The organism is Microcoleus sp. OTE_8_concoct_300 (assembly GCF_031383065.1).
GTDB lineage: Bacteria > Cyanobacteriota > Cyanobacteriia > Cyanobacteriales > Microcoleaceae > Microcoleus.
On record NZ_JANMZH010000086.1, the window covers coordinates 1 to 15,387 of the forward strand.

Sequence of the window (15,387 nt, forward strand, 5' to 3'; positions counted from 1 at the left end):
AAGCCAATCTCGACGAGGGAGTTGCCCAGTTGATTGAACTAGGCAACAAACGCAACGGTCACGACAATATCACGGCAATTATCATTCGGGCCCAGGTAGGCACATTTCGATTTTAGACTTTCGATGCTCCAAACTTTTTCTGGGCCTAGCCCCAGCCAGCCGCTGCCAGAGTTAAACCTGCAATTGTTGCAGGTTCCGGAACAGTCTCTGAGTTTTCACCGCCGGGCTCGACTTCCTCTGCTATTAGATATCCGCTGCTGGCGCCGAAGCTTCCGTCTGATTGCAAACTATCTTGCCGCCAGCTCATTCTGGAGCCTGGCCCGCCCTTATTTCCAATTATTAGCAGAAGTGGAGATGTTGCAGTCTGTGGAGTTCTTACTCGAGTTCCAAATGACCAATATCCATCCAGAGAGGGTATTGGGATATCGGTATGGTCATCTAGGAAATCATCACCATTAACAACCTTTAATTGATTTAGGTCAGACGGTGCCCACAACAAAGGTGAAAGCCGATAAATATAGCTGGCAGAAGAATAAGGGTTCGAGTGCCAAACGGTTGTAGTGTCGGACAAGTCCCACGACAGCCCGAGTAAATTTACCGCAAAATCCTTTACTACAAACAATTTATCGCTGGCGCTAATTTCTAGAGCTCGATGTGGTGCGACCCAACTTGACGTAAAAAAATCTTCATAAGGAGTCGATTTATCATAGCTCAAAGAGCCTACACCTACAGGAGTGTCCGCGCCCTGAAAAAAAGTTAATTTCACTGATGCAGCCTCTGCCGATTTGACGGAGGTCGCCCCCCATCCCAAAATAGCAGCAGCAACAGCCATTTTTTGCAATTTTTCACTCATTGTTATTCCGTCCTTACTTTTGATAGGATTAAGTAGATATGCTTGTGTAAAAAGCTCGATATATTTATCAGCAATTATACGGAAAATATTTTACAAAAATGAGAGATCGATAGCAGCTTTATGCAATTTTAATGAAAAATGTGCTTTAATAAAGATTTGATAAAGCTAAGGGCTGAAATCATAGTAATAATACGTATTTCGCGAACTATGCAACTGATCGATCTCTAGTAAATTTACGGTTAAACGGTGCAACGCCGAGCTAGTTATTAGTTCCTCGTTCAATAGCCACCTATTACATTTGGCGCTGGGCAAAAGAATTGCCCACCCAAAAGCGGGGCAACTCCTGCTACTTATTAGCAGATTAACCACATCCATCAAAAATGCTGCTGACTCTTTTAGATCCAGAAAAACAGACCCCCCTGCAACAGTGGAGTTTCGAGAGCGAGTCCATTATTCGCATCGGCCGCTCTCCAGAAAATCACGTTGTCATCCCCAATGTTCTAGTGTCGCGGCAGCATCTAGAATTGCAAAGAGTTAATAGCGGGAGGTCCAGTCAGTGGTACTTAGTCAATTTCGGGACAAATGGCACTTTGGTTAACGGTATTGTCATGTCTCAAGGTTGGATATCCGACGGTGCCCTGATCCAGTTGGCGCGGGGCGGCCCAATTCTGCATTTCCAAGTTACTACTATTGAAGTCGGCGGCCAAATTGAGGCGAAGCCCACCGTCAATCTCGCCGCCCCGAGGTGTACCCACGGGGGAAACCCGCCGGGGAATTTATTCTGCATCCACTGCGGCGAACCGATTAAAGTCGATCGCACTGTCCGCCACTACCAAGTGCTGAGAACTTTGGGTCAAGGTGGTATGGGGACAACGACTTTAGCCTGGGATCGAGATAAAGCAAAAGCTCAAAAACCCGGCAGTTCCCCCGCAGCATCTCTGGTAGTCCTCAAGGAAATGAATGCTGATATGGCTCAAATCGCCAAAGCTCAAGAACTGTTTGAACGTGAAGCTAAAACTCTCAAGGCCCTCCACCATCCGGGAATTCCTCAGTTTTTTGACTTTTTTGTGGAATGGGGCAAAAAATACTTGGTGATGGAAATGCTCCACGGCGAGGATTTAGAAAAACGCATCTACAACCGCGGGCCTGTTGCTCCCCAACAAGCAATAGAGTGGATGATCCAAACCTGTGAGGTTTTGGACTACATTCACTCTCAAAAACCCCCGATCGTCCACCGGGATATTAAACCTGCTAATTTGCTGGTGCGGCACCGCGACAATCGCATTACACTGCTGGATTTTGGAGCCGTTAAAGAAATCGGCACTCCTCCGGGCACTCGCATCGGCGTGGAAGGCTACACCGCACCAGAACAAGACCGGGGACAGCCTCTCCCTCAGTCGGATTTATATGCTATTGGGCCTACTTTGATTTTTTTGCTGACGGCCCAAAGCCCTCAAAACTTTTACGGCAAAAAAGCTGGAGGTTACGGGTTTAAGCTCGAAAATATTCCGACGATCACCCCCAAGCTGCGGGAGACCATTTTGCGAACCACGGCAGCTAAGCCTGGGGATCGCTTTCAAACTGCTCAACAATTAGCTCGAGCTTTAGCAGCTTCCCTTTAACAGAAGTCATTAGTCAGTAGTCATTAGTCAGTAGTCATTAGTCATTAGTCCTTAGGAAGAGAGCAAAGGTCCGAAGTCCGAGGGAAGAAGCTAGCCACGGAAAATTTATCAAAGAAAATTTACCCAATCGCCTCGGAATTTCTCTCCGACACGCAAGCCCTCCGTCTCCTGTGTTATTCCTCGTCCCAAGCTTCTACAGCTATCAACTCGCTCACAGGGTCTTGCATAGAAAAATCAAACTCTAGCAATTGCTGTTTCCAGTACGGCCATTCGTCGCCGTAAAGCAGAGCAATTTTCCAAATGCTGTCTGTGGGCTTGATAATGCCAGACGTGACGAGAGAATGCACCTGACGCTGGAACTTAACCATCGGCTGTATAACCTGCTGGCTCATAATACCTCTTGAATTGTTTAAATCTTGTGTAATTACCACTTCCCAGCTCACACTTTTTACCGCAGTTTCGCCAAGAACAGTCTCGCCAAGACACGTGTAGATTTTTGTCGGGAAGCTACATATTCAACTTGTATCTTAACACAGTTGGTTTTGACAAGGGGCTATAAGCAAGACTGAAGAGTCAAGACCGACTGCAAAGAATTAATCATCTGTGAACTACCCACGGCTATAGTCGGAGTACCGACTCTCTTCAGGGGCTTCTGTACTCAATGGCGAGTGCCTCAGATGAGACTTTCGTCCCAGCTTTGGTCTTACCTCCCCTCCTAAAGCAGAGACGGCTGAACCCTCCGCCTTTAGCATTCTGATGCCTTCTGCTCTAATATTGATAGCTGCATTTCCCTCGCGGTCATGGTCAGTGCCACAGTGAGGGCAAGTCCATTATCTCACATCTAATGGCATTTCACTGACTTGAGGGAAGCAGTTAGAACAAAGTTTAGAGCTAGGGAACCATCGATCGATCTCAACCAACTTTGCCCCTTTGCGTTTTAGCTTATAGGCTAAGAAGTTGGTGAAGGTTCCCCATCCAACATCAGATATTGATGCAGCCAAATTATGATTGCGAACCATGGCCTTAACATGAAGATTTTCCATTATGACCGCGAGGCTATCGCTGACCAACTTATAACTAAGTTTATGTAGAAAATCTTCCCGTGAATTACTAATCCGTTCGTATACTTTGGCAACAACTTTTCTATATTTGTACCGAGAATTCCTCGCTTTTTGTTTGCGTGCTAACTTTTGTTGCTGGCGCTTCAAATTTTTATCGTGCTTGGCAAGATGCTTAGGATTGTCATACTTAGAAACTTTTTTTTCTCAGTGACAACTGCAAAGTGCTTAACTCCTAGATCGATGCCATAAATCTTACCTTCTGTTGTAGTAGGATGCTCACCCTCAACTTCAGTTAATATACACGCTAAGTCTTTCGCTGAGGGCGTTTTGCTGATAGTAACAGTCTTTATTTTATCGTCAATTCATCTATGTATCTTGGCTTTTACTATTCCAATATTGCCCGGCAGTTTGACATTTCCATCTACAATTTTGACGTTTTGAGGATACTGAATTGACTGTTTACCATGCTTAGATTTGAACTTAGGGAAGCCCGCCGGTTTAGCAAAAAAGTTTTTGTACGCTGTGGTTAGGTTAAGTGTCGTAGCTTGCAAAATTTGGCTATAACAATCAGCTAACCATGCAGTCTCTTCAGCTTTTTTGAGGCCGGGTAGAAGTGCGTTGAGTGCTGAGGGTCCAAGTCCTTTACCAGTTTCCTGATAAGCTTCAATAGACTTATTCATAGCATAATTCCCCCACGAACGAGCGCAACCAAATGTTTGGGCTAATTGTGTTTGTTGTTTTTTTGTAGGATATATGCGTACTGGGACAGCTTGATGTAGCACTTAACATCACGTCCTCTATCTGTGAATTATATCAGAATATACAATTTCCGATAAAAATTTTCAGATAATTTGACGACGACGATTGCATCTCATCCCTGGGCCTTATATCCCGCCACTAAACGGAGTACCGTTATAGTGGGGGACTTACGGCGAAATAGTTAAATTCCAACTTGCAACTCAAAACCTAACTCTATGACTTGGACAAGGCGACACATTCTCACTCTGGCTGATTTTACCTCCGACGAATACGATACGGTGCTGCAAACTGCGGCCAGTTTTCGGGAGGTTCTGGGCCGCCGCACGAAGAAAGTGCCTGCCCTGCAGGGTCAAGTGGTCGCGAATTTGTTTTTTGAACCTTCTACCCGGACTCGCAATAGTTTTGAGTTGGCGGCGAAGCGGCTGTCGGCGGATACGCTAAATTTTACCCCGGGAAGTTCTTCTCTGACGAAGGGGGAGACTATTCTGGATACGGCTAAGACTTATCTGGCGATGGGAACGGATTTGATGGTGATCCGGCACGAACAAGCTGGAGTTCCCAGTACGATTGCTTCGGAAATGGATCGCTTGGGTTCGAGAGTCAGCGTTCTCAATGCAGGAGACGGTCAGCACGAACACCCATCGCAAGGTTTGCTAGACTTATTTACTATTTGTTGTCTGTTAGATACCGAACGTCCGCGGCCCGAAGTTTTAGCTGGCAAAAAAATTGCTGTGGTGGGGGATATCTTGCATTCGCGGGTGGCTAGGTCTAATATTTGGAGTCTAACGGCTTCTGGGGCAGAGGTTCATTTGGCCGGGCCGCCGACTTTGCTGCCGCTGTTGTTTGCTGAGTGTGGCGATGGTAGGGTAGGCAAGTTATTTTTGCACTGGCATCTTGAACCTGCTTTGGCTGATGCAGATTTTGTGATGACTTTGCGGCTGCAAAAGGAACGGATGAGCGAGCATTTGCTGCCGAGCTTACGAGAGTATCATTCTTTGTACGGGATTACGCGCGATCGGCTCAAACTCTGCAAGCCGGATGTGAAGGTGTTGCACCCGGGCCCGGTTAACCGTGGCGTGGAAATTAGTTCGGATTTGATGGACGATGCCCAGTTTAGCCTGATTTCTCAGCAAGTTACCAGCGGGGTAGCGGTGCGGATGGCCTTACTTTACCTGATCGGCGGCGGTAAAGTTTAGGTTGTTAGCGGTTATTGAAACTCCCCAGCCCTTTCATAGACGGGGATTCTTGAAGAGTCCAGATACGAACCTTCACTCGTCGAAATCAAAGCGCCTCTACTGACTCCTTCTAGGCATAGCCCTAAAGTTGCCCATACTTTTGGCAAAATATTTGCAGCGCCATTACAGTATGTCTAAAGCCAGGGGCTGACCCTCGGCTTTTTGGTGATTAATTTCGGATATTTGATTATTTTCAATCTCCATCGCCTCTTGAAAAAAAATCGTTACCCGGTCTTGCCGGGTAACGATTTTAACACTCTTTCTAAAAATGTAAAGTGCTGTAGTTAAGAGTTAGGAGAGCCACGAGGCAGACACCCAGCCGCCACCTTTGAGTTGAGCCCAGCCGTTTTTGTAACGACCGGTCAATTTGATGTTGTCTCCAGGATATAACTTGCCGATTACACGAGAACAGCTATCGGGGCGGTGGCGGATATTCAGCCTGCCGCCGTTGGTGACAACTTCCGCGTAGCTGTGACGGCTGTGATGGCTTTGCTTGCCGCAGCGGGAGTACCCGCAACTTGCCTGGGCTTCGCCAGGGACACTCAGAACAGATAAAGCTACTGCCATACCTGCAACACCTAGCCATGCAGAATTAGGAATTTTAAAGCCCAGTTCGTCTAAAGACTTGAGTTGGAGTTCGGACTCTGGAGATTCATAAGCAACAAAAGAGTGGCTCAATGCTAGTGATTCCATAGTTTCCTCGTGATTGTTGTTAACATTTTTTGATGAAGATTCAGGTCAAAACCTCGATTGACAGCCCAAATTATTAACTTATGTTTCATAAAAGCCACAAAATGGCGTTAAGGTCTTGCTTTTGCCGAGTATTGGCTAAGGTTCCTGAATCCTGCACAGGTATATCATGTCATTTATGTAGCTTTCCGGAACAAAAAAATAAAATAAGTTTACATCGGGTACTAAAAATTTGGGCAACGCCGATCGACACTGCGGGCAGAATTCCACTTAACTGTCTCATTCAAAAGGGAAGGAAGTAATGGCTTGGGGTCTGAGATTGCTTGTACCGAGTTGCGAAGGACACTACTTATTGGGGTGTGCTTATTTATTGAGTTGCTACAGCAATATCGGCAGCTAATTCGATCGCACAAGCATCCAGCTCGTCTTCAAGCACAGCCTTAATTTGGTTAGGGCGAGTTATGATTGTAGCCGATCGCACTGGTGCAGCGGTTCGGAGCGATGGCGTCGGACATGAAGGCCGTGCTACGAGATGGGTCTCAACATTAGCCACCCCGTGTCTCTGACAAGGATGCAAGATCAATCGATCGCGACTTGATTTGTGTCAAGATCGATGGAGTTCTCCAGCACCACTTCTTCCGCAATGAACTCCTTCGCTGCACTTTCGATCGACACTATTCCTCAACGCCATGAATCAGACAGCTTTGCCATTACCTTAGCGCCTTTGTCTGTAGAGGAAATATACGCTTTGGCAGATGACCCCGCCAACGGAGCCGTGGTAATGATGAGCGGTACAGTCCGCAACCAAACTGACGGTCAAGCTGTAGTTTCCCTAGAATATCAAGCCTACGAACCGATGGCAGTGCGAGTATTCCAGCAAATCGCTACTGAAATCCGCCGCCAGTGGGCGTTTGTCAATCGGGTCGCAATTCACCACCGCGTCGGACACTTGCAGGTGGGGGAAATCAGCGTACTGGTGGCTGTTGGCTGTCCCCACCGGGGGGAGGCCTTTGCAGCTTGCCAGTACGCCATAGATACGCTCAAACACAATGTACCGATTTGGAAAAAGGAACATTGGGCCGACGGTTCTAGCAGTTGGGTTAGTATTGGAGCGTGCGAGGTTGTGGGGCATTAGTCAATCGATTTGAGATTTGAGATTTTAGATGGAAGAGGGGAACTTGTGACGCTCTCCTAACGTCAAAAACTCTGGAAAGTTCGATGAGCCAATTCCACCGATGAGCGACTTTATTTCCGTGTCCTGGTCTGCGGTTGTGGCGACCGTTCAAAGAGTGCAATTGCCAGCCGAAAAACTCTCTAATTATGACTTGGTGTTGCGGTGTCAGGAAGGAAATCGACCTGAGACTACTGCCTTTTCAGAACTGTTGAAGCGTTATCAGTCCCACGTAGATAGGGTTCTCTATCACTTGGCCCCTGACTGGCAAGACCGGGCAGACTTGGCTCAGGAAGTCTGGATTCGAGTCTACCGCAATATTAACCGCTTGCAAGAGCCTGTTAAATTTCGAGGGTGGCTCAGCCGCATCGCCACTAACTTATTTTACGATGAGTTGCGGAAGCGCAAGCGGGTGCGAACTCCGCTGTCGCTCGACGTACCCCGGGCTCTGGAAGATGGGGAGGTTGAGTGGGAAATTCCGGCTGACAGTCCCGGACCTGATGAAGATTTGACGACTAGAGAATTTTACGAGCAGTTGCGATCGGCGATCGCGGATTTGCCGGAAGTATTCCGCACGACAATTGTTTTGAGAGAAATTCAAGGTTTAGCATATGAGGAGATAGCGGAAATGACGGGAGTTTCTCTGGGAACTGTCAAGTCGAGAATTGCTAGAGCTCGCCAAAGATTGCAGTTGGAATTACAAAAATATCTAGATGGTAATTAGCAAAAGTGATTTCAGAGGCTGGTCAAGAAGATTTGGTGATGTTTGCTGTCACATCAAAACTTCTCTTTTAAAATATAAATAAGCAGTAAATCATCTTAATAGCCAGTGGGTGCTTCTCCCAATTAGAGCAAGTGTGAAATATGAATTGTAATTTTGAATCGGATAAAAATCACAATCAGCAAGGTCTCGGGGATTCACTCGCTGAAACTCAAGCTAACAAAAATTATGCCCAGGGCAATGTAACTACTATGATGCGCGATCGCTTTGAATTGCTGAGTGCCTACCTCGATGGCGAAGTGACGGCGGCAGAACGCCGGCAAGTTGAGGACTGGCTGACAAATGACCCCGCGATGAAGCGTTTGTACTCGCGACTGCTGATGATGCAGCAGAGTTTTCAGGCAATGCCGGTGCCTGCTGCGGAACAATCTGCAGAGGAGTTGGCGACGAAGGTTTTGCAGCGGGTGGAACGCAAGCCGAAACAAACTTGGATTTGGGGTGGAGGTGCGATCGCAGCTTTGTTGATTGCGGTGGTGTCTGGTGTCGGTGGCGGCCGCCAATTGTTTGCTCCCCAGTTGGCTCAATCGCCCGTTCCTGCTGAATCTGACGGTTTGATTGTGGCTTTGAACGAGCCTCTGGTGGAGATTGTTAATCCAAACGATTTGATGCTTGGGGTGAATGCACCGATAATGGATATTCCCAAAGTTGGTGTAGCAACCCCTCAAAAGTCCTTGCCAAAGGGGCAGTAGGATTTCTGTTTTGAGCAATAACGGAAGTCGCTAAGCTCCCTAGAAAAGGGGGCTTTTTGCCGTTTTTTCCAGTTTTTCCAGGTTGGATATATCCTTTGACATTTTCCTGGCTTTGAATGACGTATTGTGGGGCGATCGCATCTTAATATCGGAGTAGGTAGCTAGTGGAATTAGAGCGGGCGATCGCACTTGTCATCGGTTTTTTGGATATTTGCGATCGGCAACAGCAATGTCTCCTCAATTTCCTGCCGCACAGTAGGAGATACATTACAACCGCTCTTGAGGCAATATACCAGCAATTTATTAGCATCATAATACTTCCTCAGCAATGACTTTTGCTGTTCGCTAAAGTGCCAATCGTGACCTATATTCCGATAGGAAATTATGATTTGTCTTAATTCCCGAGTCCAAACTTGTCCGTTAGCTTGCCACCATTGCCTAAATATTTCCTTGTCACCATCTGGGTGAGGTAGCTGTTTCTTAAGTTCTTGCAGTGCTTGCATCAATTCAGGTTCAACAAGAGGGACAAGAAGAATGTCGTGGGCAAGACTAAGGGCTGGGTCAATAGCACCGTCGAGTACAGGCAAAATGGCAAGGTCAAGAACAAGGTCTAGGGTAATTTCAATAGCAGGGTCAAAGGTATGTTTAACGGCAAGGTAAAGGGCTGGGTCAAGGAAACGTTCAGGATTACGATTAAGAGCAAGCTCAAGGGATGGGAGAAGGGAAAAGTAAAAGAATCTCACTGCAGCAGGTTTGTAGGGAAAATCAACAGAAAGGGATTTTTCATTTACCCACAGGAGGAATTGCTGTAACTGCTCGTCCTCAGCGACCAGTCCATCAACTTGTTGTTTCATTAACAGTAAAAAATCATCAGCTTTTTGCAACATCCCAACTGCTAACAACAAGACTTCTCGCCAACGCTTCTCGGTCAGGTGGCTGACCAGTTTTTCCATAGCTTGTGGAGCGGAATTGTTAACTATTTCTCTAGCAGTGAAATACTCTTGAAATGTTAAATGAGAAAACGAATAAATCCCTCTTGCCCTCTCCACTAATAAGCCATGTTCTCGATCGCCTTCAACACAACCTCACTGTCCATCTCCAACTCAACGGGGTCAGTTGTGCCATCGCGTAAGTTAGCCAAATAGTCAGCAATCACTTGTTGGATTTGATTTTTTTCAAAAAAGTAATCGCCCCGTTCAAAATTAATAGCTGCTACAAAAGCAAGTAAATGTTTCTGGCGGCACAAATTCAAATCGCGATAAACTTCATCGCGTTTAATGCCTCTAGTTTCATCCCATTTCCTGAGCATAATTTCCACTCCTTCCTCATACAAGTTGGCTCGGTTGGATGGAAAATCTGCTTTGGCTTGGAATACTAAACAAGTCAGATTAAGCAAAATGGGCGTTACTGCTAGTTCTCGGATTTGCTGATTTTTCTTCATTTTTAGCTGCTCAAAAAATTGAGATGCTAAAGCTTTCCCTGCCTCCATATTCTGGGAAAATACCACAAACCAATTGCGAGCAAAGGCAGCGATTTGCTTATTATTAAAATCGGCTACCTCAACACAGGTAAAGGCTGCGTCGTGAAATCTGTACTTAGCAGCGGCAATTCGACAGGTAATAATAAACAGATTGTTGTAATACTTTTGGACAAACTGACGAATCTGTCTGACGACGGCATCGCTATCTGATTCTGGCACTTCATCTAAGCCGTCCAGCAAAATCAGCCCTCTGCCTTGACTGAGTGCGAATTCAGTTTGCGATCGCGCCTCAACTCCGCAACTGGCCAATTCGTCGCTGATATATTCTAATAAGTCAAGATTAGCGATTTCAGCAAAGGTTTTCAGAGGGATAAAAATCGGTATTTTGTTGGCTTCAAATTCTGATCGATCGCACTGAATGGCGATGTGTTTCAAAAAAGTAGTTTTACCGGAACCCGGTTTGCCGAGTACCATTAGTTTAGGGTGAGATTTCACTGCATCCAATCCGGGTACTCGTTTCTGATGCACTTTGCCTAATCCCAAGCGGTTAAAGTTATCCGCATCTGGGTTGAAGTCTCTGAGTAAATTGCTAATTTCTCCCGGCTGCCAACTGGTAATTTCCTCCAAAATGTTTACTTCAACGTAGAGGTTGCTGACATCAACGGGCTGTGCAATATCCAACAGTTGCATTTTGCTGTAAAGCTGTTGGATTTTGCTGTGGCATTTTTGTCGGATCTCTTGCACTACCGAATCAATGTCTAACTTCGGTGGCTGCGGATTTTCGGGTGGAGGGCGCGAGACAATTTCTTCCCAATTCAACTGCAAAACCGTGCAGAAAGCCCTGAAAGCATTGGCTTTAATGGGTTCTCTTCCTCGTAAAAAACGCCTCCAAGTTGGCAGGGACAGACCATCGGCATAGGGCCCGACCTCTGTCCAAGTTTGATCGGGATCTAATTTTTGACTAGCTTCTACTAGCCATCTGGGGTCTTCTATAGTCGAGCCCCTTTCTCTTCTAGCTTGCTTAATTTTTACTAATCCCTCCTCAGAGGCTTTGAGGGTAGTCATTGTATAATTTACTTATCTAATTGTCAATGTCAGTTTTCGCTCAGTTTAGCGATCGCAAACTGAGTTTGTCAAGACCCGAGCAACCAAGAGAAAATGATTGAGACAACCACTGCACGGCATAGGGGAAAACTCAAGCATAAATCATGCAAACTTAATCTTTGAGAATGCCACTCTCTTTTTTAGGTAAAAAAGTACACATTAAATGATCACAAAGGATAGCACCATGAGAGATAACATAGATGAGATTCCGTCAGGTGGGGTAGGTATAAAAATTATTGGCAAAATTGCCGATGAGCTAAGTTATACCCCCACTTCTGACGGTCGAAACTGTCTTTTCCTTGTAAAATATTATCAGCAGCCTGGTCTAGAACCACCCCAAAATAGCAGTGAAGCTGGTTTTTTAAAGCGGGCAAGCGATGTTTTAAACAGCTTTAACTGGTTTCAAAAGCAACGAAATCCCCAATCCGATCCCAGTTCTAATCAGCAAATTCAAAAATTTAGCCTTCAATTAAATACTGATATCAAGGCTGTTGCTCAAGTTTTAGGCTGGCTTGAACAGTTAGATCCTCTACCAATTCCCGAAGCCGTTTTGCATCAGTGTAAACTGGCTGTGGTTGAGGGGTTTACGAATGCTGTTCGCCACGCTCACAAAAATCTGCCCATAGAAACTCCGATTGAGCTTGAAATAACCGTATTTAACGAACGCCTAGAAATTAAAATTTGGGATGGGGGAAAGCCTTTTGACTTCCAAGCGAAGTTGAAAGAAGAATTGCCAGAAAAAAGTCCGTTCAGTTTATCAGAAGGTCACTCTCTTTTTTAGGTAAAAAAGTACAGATTAAATGATGACAAAGGATAGCACCATGAGAGATAACATAAATGAAATTCCGTCAGGTGGGGGAGGCATAAAAAATATTGGCAAAATTGCCTATCAGCTAAGTTAGACCCACACATCTGACACTCGAAACTGTCTTTTAATTGTAAAATATTATCAGAAGGCTGGCCTAGTACAACCCCAACATAGGACTCAAGCTCGTTTTTTTAGCGGACTATCGATGTTTTAAACAGCTTTAGTTTCTGGTTTCAAAAGCCTCGCCAATGCGATCGCATTTCTAACCAGCACATTCAAAAAATCAGCCTTCAACTAAATACTGATATCATTTATTTTTGCTGTTGTTCAAGCTTTGTCGCCGGTTGAACAGTGAGCTGCTCTACCAATTCCCGAAGCCGTTTTTCATCAGTGTATACTGGCTGTGAGTGAAGCCTTTACGAATGCTATTCGCCACACAAAAATCTGCCCAGAGAAACTCGGATCGAGCTTGAAATAACCGTATTTAACGAACGCCTAGGAATCAAAATTTGGGATTGGGGAGAGCCTTTTGACTTCCAAGCGAAGTTGAAAGAAAAATGACCATAAAAAAGTCTGTATGATATCATGTCCGATCGATTGACCATAATATCCCGGTCGGGCGGGTTTTTGAGATTGTCAATTATTGGCAGATATTGGCAGGTTTACCCGCCCCTCCCCTACCTGATTTCGGGCGAAGCGAAGCGGAGGGAATCGACCGGATATGATATGAGTGGGTTTTAAAGACCTGAGCGATCGCCGCCGCACCGACGAAGCTGATAAACTTAAAGTCCTTTCCGCAGGTGCTGATGACTATAGCAATCCTTGCAGGAGTCGTAAATTTTTTACCCCACCCCAACCCTCCCCGAACCCACGGTTCGGGAGTAAGAAATTCACAAATGATGCGAGGATTGCTATATATCTGCAAAGCATTTGATCTGGCCCTATTGGCAATTCGTATAGAAGTTGTGTTGAGACGCATGAAACCTGTAACTTGATCGCGTATTGTATTCCAGCAATTCGCGATCGATTCAGCGCGTCGGGAAGCAACACTCAACGATCGCATTATCAAGTTAACAGCCTGGGAATTTAATATCTTGTATTTTTTAGAAAGTCATTCCGGTCAATATTGGAGTCGCCAACAGCTAATCGAAAAAATCTGGGGGTGGAACTGCGACGACACAGGAGAAGAGCAAGTTGTTAGGGTATCTATCGGTCAGATTCGCCAGCAAATGATTCAATTTGATGCTACTGGGTCTGGGTTTATTAAAACTATTGGGGGTTATGATTACAGGTTCGATCCGCCCGATCGCACGGCAATGGCAATTTACTAAGGTCATCGGCATTAAGGATTTTAACTGGTGAAAAACCTATTTTCCCAGGTGCCGTGGGGCAGCCAGATGCCTCCTAGGGAACGGACGCGATCGGGTAACATGAAGTATGCCCAAGCGGTGCCTAAAGGTTTGAGGTGTCGATCGAAGATTTCGATGGACTGCCGCTGATATTCGTTTTGTGTCGGTTCGCGCAGGGGATGATAGTCTTCAAGTCGGTCTAAATCGTCCAAAATAGCCGAGGAAGCGAAACAGAGGAGAAAACCGCAGACTGTGCCGTCTCCGGCAATCATCGCAGGATAGCCGATCGGCAGCGCAAAAAGTTGACCGCGGGCGATCGCGGGGTAAGCATCCACAACCTTTCCTTCGCAGTAGCGGAGGTAGTTGCACTCCCCCGGTTTGAGAGTGCCGTAGACAAAGACTTTCATCGGGTAGGGCCTAACGGCTAGCTTTTGCTAACATAGATGGCTAAGCTAATAGTTTAAGTCTCGCGGGCGATCGCGACTGCAATCTTGATAAATTTCGTTGTTTACCCTTTCTTATGATTCATGACTTTAGTAGTTAGTATTATGGCTCTTGCACTTCACCCTTTGCACCTGAGTTCTTTCTTGCCATCCCTGCCCCTGGACAGCTTATTTTCGACTCAAGGGATTATGGTGATGCTGCTGGCCGCCTATGCGGGGGCGATGTGGATGTTTCTCACCAGTGCTCCGAAGGTACACACAGTGATGGTATCCGATCTAGGGCAAGCGAGGGAGTTCTATGAAGGTATGCTAAACCTGCCCGTAGCAGAAGTGCCGCTGCACTACTACTACAATTACGAGCAAAGTTTGGGGACAACAGGTATCGATCCGCTGTATTTGTCGCCGAATGTCGGGAGGACAACGAGCTCTCAAACGATGGGGGATCCCGAGGGTTTGTGGTATCAGTTGATGAAAAATACCCAACTGCACATCATTAGCGGGGCCGGTGCAGGGGAAAAAAATCGCCAGCGTCACGTTTGTTTCGATCGGGATTGTTTGGATCAGCTATTGATGAGGGTACAAACTCGTGGCATTAAGTATAAAATTCGCCGGGAAAAGCCGCTCAATTTTTTGGTTAAGGATTATGACGGCCGCGTCATTGAAATGGCTGAGGTTAGTAATTAAGTAGGTCGTTCTAATTAAACCTAAAACGATCTCGCGCGCTACCCCCGACTTCTTTTGTTGGGTAATATCATTCCGGCTAAGCCGGAATTGATATTAATCGCGAAAAAGGCTCATCTCCAGAGAGATAATCGCTCTATCAGAAAATGATAAGAATAGTTGAGATTTTTGAAATATCACTATATTTGGGTTAAACTACTTTGATTGGTTTCGGGAGATTTTTTTATATCCCCAGAATAATCAGTAACTCTCTTGTTAACTAAAACCGGGAGATAAGTAATCATGGCAGAAGTGGAAGTTCTTGTAGAAAGTTTGTGGGAACTTGATGAGGAGCAGCTAGAAGCTCAGCTCGGCTCTCGCGTACAAGCCATAGGGGATGATGTTGCTGGACGTGGAGCAAGAGGGGTAGACCCAGCTTCCTTGCAATCTATTGATGTGAACGTTGCGGCTAGAGCATCGATCGATCAAACATTTCTAGATGCTGGTCGGCAGCTTTTCGATCGCGTCAACCCCTTAGTTTACCAACTTATGTGCAAACCCCTCGGGGACGATGCAGAGACTCAGAAGATTTTAGATGAAACAATAAATCAGAACTATACCAAAGCGGCTGGGATGTTGGCTCCTGTTTTAGTCAGTGGAGTTGGGTTAGCTCCTGCTGTTG

16 protein-coding genes and 1 pseudogene are annotated in these 15,387 nt (G+C 45.9%); 9 read left to right on the forward strand and 8 right to left on the reverse strand.

Going from position 1 to position 15,387, the window contains the following annotated elements; genetic code table 11:
• Window positions 1-145: 145 nt before the first annotated feature.
• A complete protein-coding gene (locus ACUVJL_RS04070) occupies window positions 146-853 on the reverse strand; it encodes a PEP-CTERM sorting domain-containing protein (RefSeq protein WP_445244678.1) in 708 nt (235 codons plus the stop codon).
• 380 nt (window positions 854-1,233) lie between these two features.
• Between ACUVJL_RS04070 and ACUVJL_RS04075 the strand changes: the two genes are divergently transcribed.
• Window positions 1,234-2,475, forward strand: coding sequence for a protein kinase domain-containing protein (locus ACUVJL_RS04075; protein WP_445244679.1), 1,242 nt, complete (start codon window positions 1,234-1,236; stop codon window positions 2,473-2,475).
• Between the two features lie 173 nt (window positions 2,476-2,648).
• On the opposite strand, the gene ACUVJL_RS04080 is transcribed toward ACUVJL_RS04075, so the two are convergent.
• Window positions 2,649-2,867 carry a DUF4327 family protein gene (locus ACUVJL_RS04080; RefSeq protein WP_293257578.1) on the reverse strand — a complete coding sequence of 73 codons (219 nt, stop codon included), beginning with the start codon at window positions 2,865-2,867 and terminating at the stop codon, window positions 2,649-2,651.
• Window positions 2,868-3,083: 216 nt separating this feature from the next.
• Window positions 3,084-4,318 (reverse strand): annotated as a pseudogene (locus ACUVJL_RS04085) (RNA-guided endonuclease InsQ/TnpB family protein).
• A 192-nt stretch (window positions 4,319-4,510) separates the two neighbouring features.
• On the opposite strand from ACUVJL_RS04085, the gene ACUVJL_RS04090 reads away from it, so the two are divergent.
• Window positions 4,511-5,491 carry an aspartate carbamoyltransferase catalytic subunit gene (locus tag ACUVJL_RS04090; protein WP_445244680.1) on the forward strand — a complete coding sequence of 327 codons (981 nt, stop codon included), beginning with the start codon at window positions 4,511-4,513 and terminating at the stop codon, window positions 5,489-5,491.
• Between the two features lie 330 nt (window positions 5,492-5,821).
• Here ACUVJL_RS04090 and ACUVJL_RS04095 read toward each other — a convergent pair whose 3' ends face one another.
• Together ACUVJL_RS04095 and ACUVJL_RS04100 are read right to left on the reverse strand one after the other, a co-directional pair.
• Window positions 5,822-6,223, reverse strand: coding sequence for an SH3 domain-containing protein (locus tag ACUVJL_RS04095; protein WP_445244681.1), 402 nt, complete (start codon window positions 6,221-6,223; stop codon window positions 5,822-5,824).
• A gap of 364 nt (window positions 6,224-6,587) precedes the next feature.
• Entirely contained in the window at window positions 6,588-6,773 is a 186-nt protein-coding gene (locus ACUVJL_RS04100) for a hypothetical protein (protein WP_445244682.1), read from the reverse strand.
• Window positions 6,774-6,863: 90 nt separating this feature from the next.
• Between ACUVJL_RS04100 and ACUVJL_RS04105 the strand changes: the two genes are divergently transcribed.
• The 3 genes from ACUVJL_RS04105 (at window position 6,864) to ACUVJL_RS04115 (ending at window position 8,861) form a co-directional block, all read left to right on the forward strand.
• The gene (locus ACUVJL_RS04105) at window positions 6,864-7,355 is read left to right on the forward strand and encodes a molybdenum cofactor biosynthesis protein MoaE (protein ID WP_445244683.1); all 492 of its coding nucleotides are present in this window, start codon (window positions 6,864-6,866) and stop codon (window positions 7,353-7,355) included.
• Window positions 7,356-7,455: 100 nt separating this feature from the next.
• Entirely contained in the window at window positions 7,456-8,115 is a 660-nt protein-coding gene (locus ACUVJL_RS04110) for a sigma-70 family RNA polymerase sigma factor (RefSeq protein WP_445244684.1), read from the forward strand.
• Window positions 8,116-8,255: 140 nt separating this feature from the next.
• On the forward strand, window positions 8,256-8,861 hold the full coding sequence (locus ACUVJL_RS04115) for an anti-sigma factor family protein (protein ID WP_445244685.1): 606 nt from the start codon (window positions 8,256-8,258) through the stop codon (window positions 8,859-8,861).
• A 170-nt stretch (window positions 8,862-9,031) separates the two neighbouring features.
• Here ACUVJL_RS04115 and ACUVJL_RS04120 read toward each other — a convergent pair whose 3' ends face one another.
• Window positions 9,032-9,910: an NACHT domain-containing protein gene (locus ACUVJL_RS04120; protein ID WP_445244686.1), complete on the reverse strand. Its 879-nt coding sequence runs from the start codon at window positions 9,908-9,910 to the stop codon at window positions 9,032-9,034.
• Window positions 9,910-11,406: an NACHT domain-containing protein gene (locus ACUVJL_RS04125; RefSeq protein WP_445244687.1), complete on the reverse strand. Its 1,497-nt coding sequence runs from the start codon at window positions 11,404-11,406 to the stop codon at window positions 9,910-9,912. Before ACUVJL_RS04125 ends, ACUVJL_RS04120 begins: the two co-directional genes overlap by 1 nt.
• 223 nt (window positions 11,407-11,629) lie before the next feature.
• Here ACUVJL_RS04125 and ACUVJL_RS04130 point away from each other — a divergent pair, with 223 nt between their 5' ends.
• Entirely contained in the window at window positions 11,630-12,226 is a 597-nt protein-coding gene (locus ACUVJL_RS04130; RefSeq protein WP_445244688.1) for an ATP-binding protein, read from the forward strand.
• 1,091 nt (window positions 12,227-13,317) lie between these two features.
• Window positions 13,318-13,584, forward strand: coding sequence for a winged helix-turn-helix domain-containing protein (locus tag ACUVJL_RS04135; protein WP_445244692.1), 267 nt, complete (start codon window positions 13,318-13,320; stop codon window positions 13,582-13,584).
• A gap of 20 nt (window positions 13,585-13,604) precedes the next feature.
• On the opposite strand, the gene ACUVJL_RS04140 is transcribed toward ACUVJL_RS04135, so the two are convergent.
• Window positions 13,605-14,009, reverse strand: a complete 405-nt coding sequence (locus ACUVJL_RS04140) for a gamma-glutamylcyclotransferase family protein (protein ID WP_445244689.1) — start codon at window positions 14,007-14,009, stop codon at window positions 13,605-13,607.
• 120 nt (window positions 14,010-14,129) lie between these two features.
• On the opposite strand from ACUVJL_RS04140, the gene ACUVJL_RS04145 reads away from it, so the two are divergent.
• Both ACUVJL_RS04145 and ACUVJL_RS04150 read left to right on the forward strand, forming a co-directional pair.
• Window positions 14,130-14,729 carry a glyoxalase-like domain protein gene (locus tag ACUVJL_RS04145; protein ID WP_445244690.1) on the forward strand — a complete coding sequence of 200 codons (600 nt, stop codon included), beginning with the start codon at window positions 14,130-14,132 and terminating at the stop codon, window positions 14,727-14,729.
• A 279-nt stretch (window positions 14,730-15,008) separates the two neighbouring features.
• Window positions 15,009-15,387 (forward strand): hypothetical protein (locus ACUVJL_RS04150; protein ID WP_445244691.1); only part of this gene is annotated, 379 nt, incomplete at its 3' end.

Excerpts from the sequence above, each read along its gene's own strand:
- ACUVJL_RS04070 (WP_445244678.1), bottom strand. The coding sequence starts at position 853 with ATGAGTGAAAAATTGCAAAAAATGGCTGTTGCTGCTGCTATTTTGGGA.
- ACUVJL_RS04075 (WP_445244679.1), top strand. The coding sequence starts at position 1,234 with ATGCTGCTGACTCTTTTAGATCCAGAAAAACAGACCCCCCTGCAACAG.
- ACUVJL_RS04080 (WP_293257578.1), bottom strand. The coding sequence starts at position 2,867 with ATGAGCCAGCAGGTTATACAGCCGATGGTTAAGTTCCAGCGTCAGGTG.
- ACUVJL_RS04090 (WP_445244680.1), top strand. The coding sequence starts at position 4,511 with ATGACTTGGACAAGGCGACACATTCTCACTCTGGCTGATTTTACCTCC.
- ACUVJL_RS04095 (WP_445244681.1), bottom strand. The coding sequence starts at position 6,223 with ATGGAATCACTAGCATTGAGCCACTCTTTTGTTGCTTATGAATCTCCA.
- ACUVJL_RS04105 (WP_445244683.1), top strand. The coding sequence starts at position 6,864 with ATGAACTCCTTCGCTGCACTTTCGATCGACACTATTCCTCAACGCCAT.
- ACUVJL_RS04110 (WP_445244684.1), top strand. The coding sequence starts at position 7,456 with ATGAGCGACTTTATTTCCGTGTCCTGGTCTGCGGTTGTGGCGACCGTT.
- ACUVJL_RS04115 (WP_445244685.1), top strand. The coding sequence starts at position 8,256 with ATGAATTGTAATTTTGAATCGGATAAAAATCACAATCAGCAAGGTCTC.
- ACUVJL_RS04125 (WP_445244687.1), bottom strand. The coding sequence starts at position 11,406 with ATGACTACCCTCAAAGCCTCTGAGGAGGGATTAGTAAAAATTAAGCAA.
- ACUVJL_RS04130 (WP_445244688.1), top strand. The coding sequence starts at position 11,630 with ATGAGAGATAACATAGATGAGATTCCGTCAGGTGGGGTAGGTATAAAA.
- ACUVJL_RS04140 (WP_445244689.1), bottom strand. The coding sequence starts at position 14,009 with ATGAAAGTCTTTGTCTACGGCACTCTCAAACCGGGGGAGTGCAACTAC.
- ACUVJL_RS04145 (WP_445244690.1), top strand. The coding sequence starts at position 14,130 with ATGACTTTAGTAGTTAGTATTATGGCTCTTGCACTTCACCCTTTGCAC.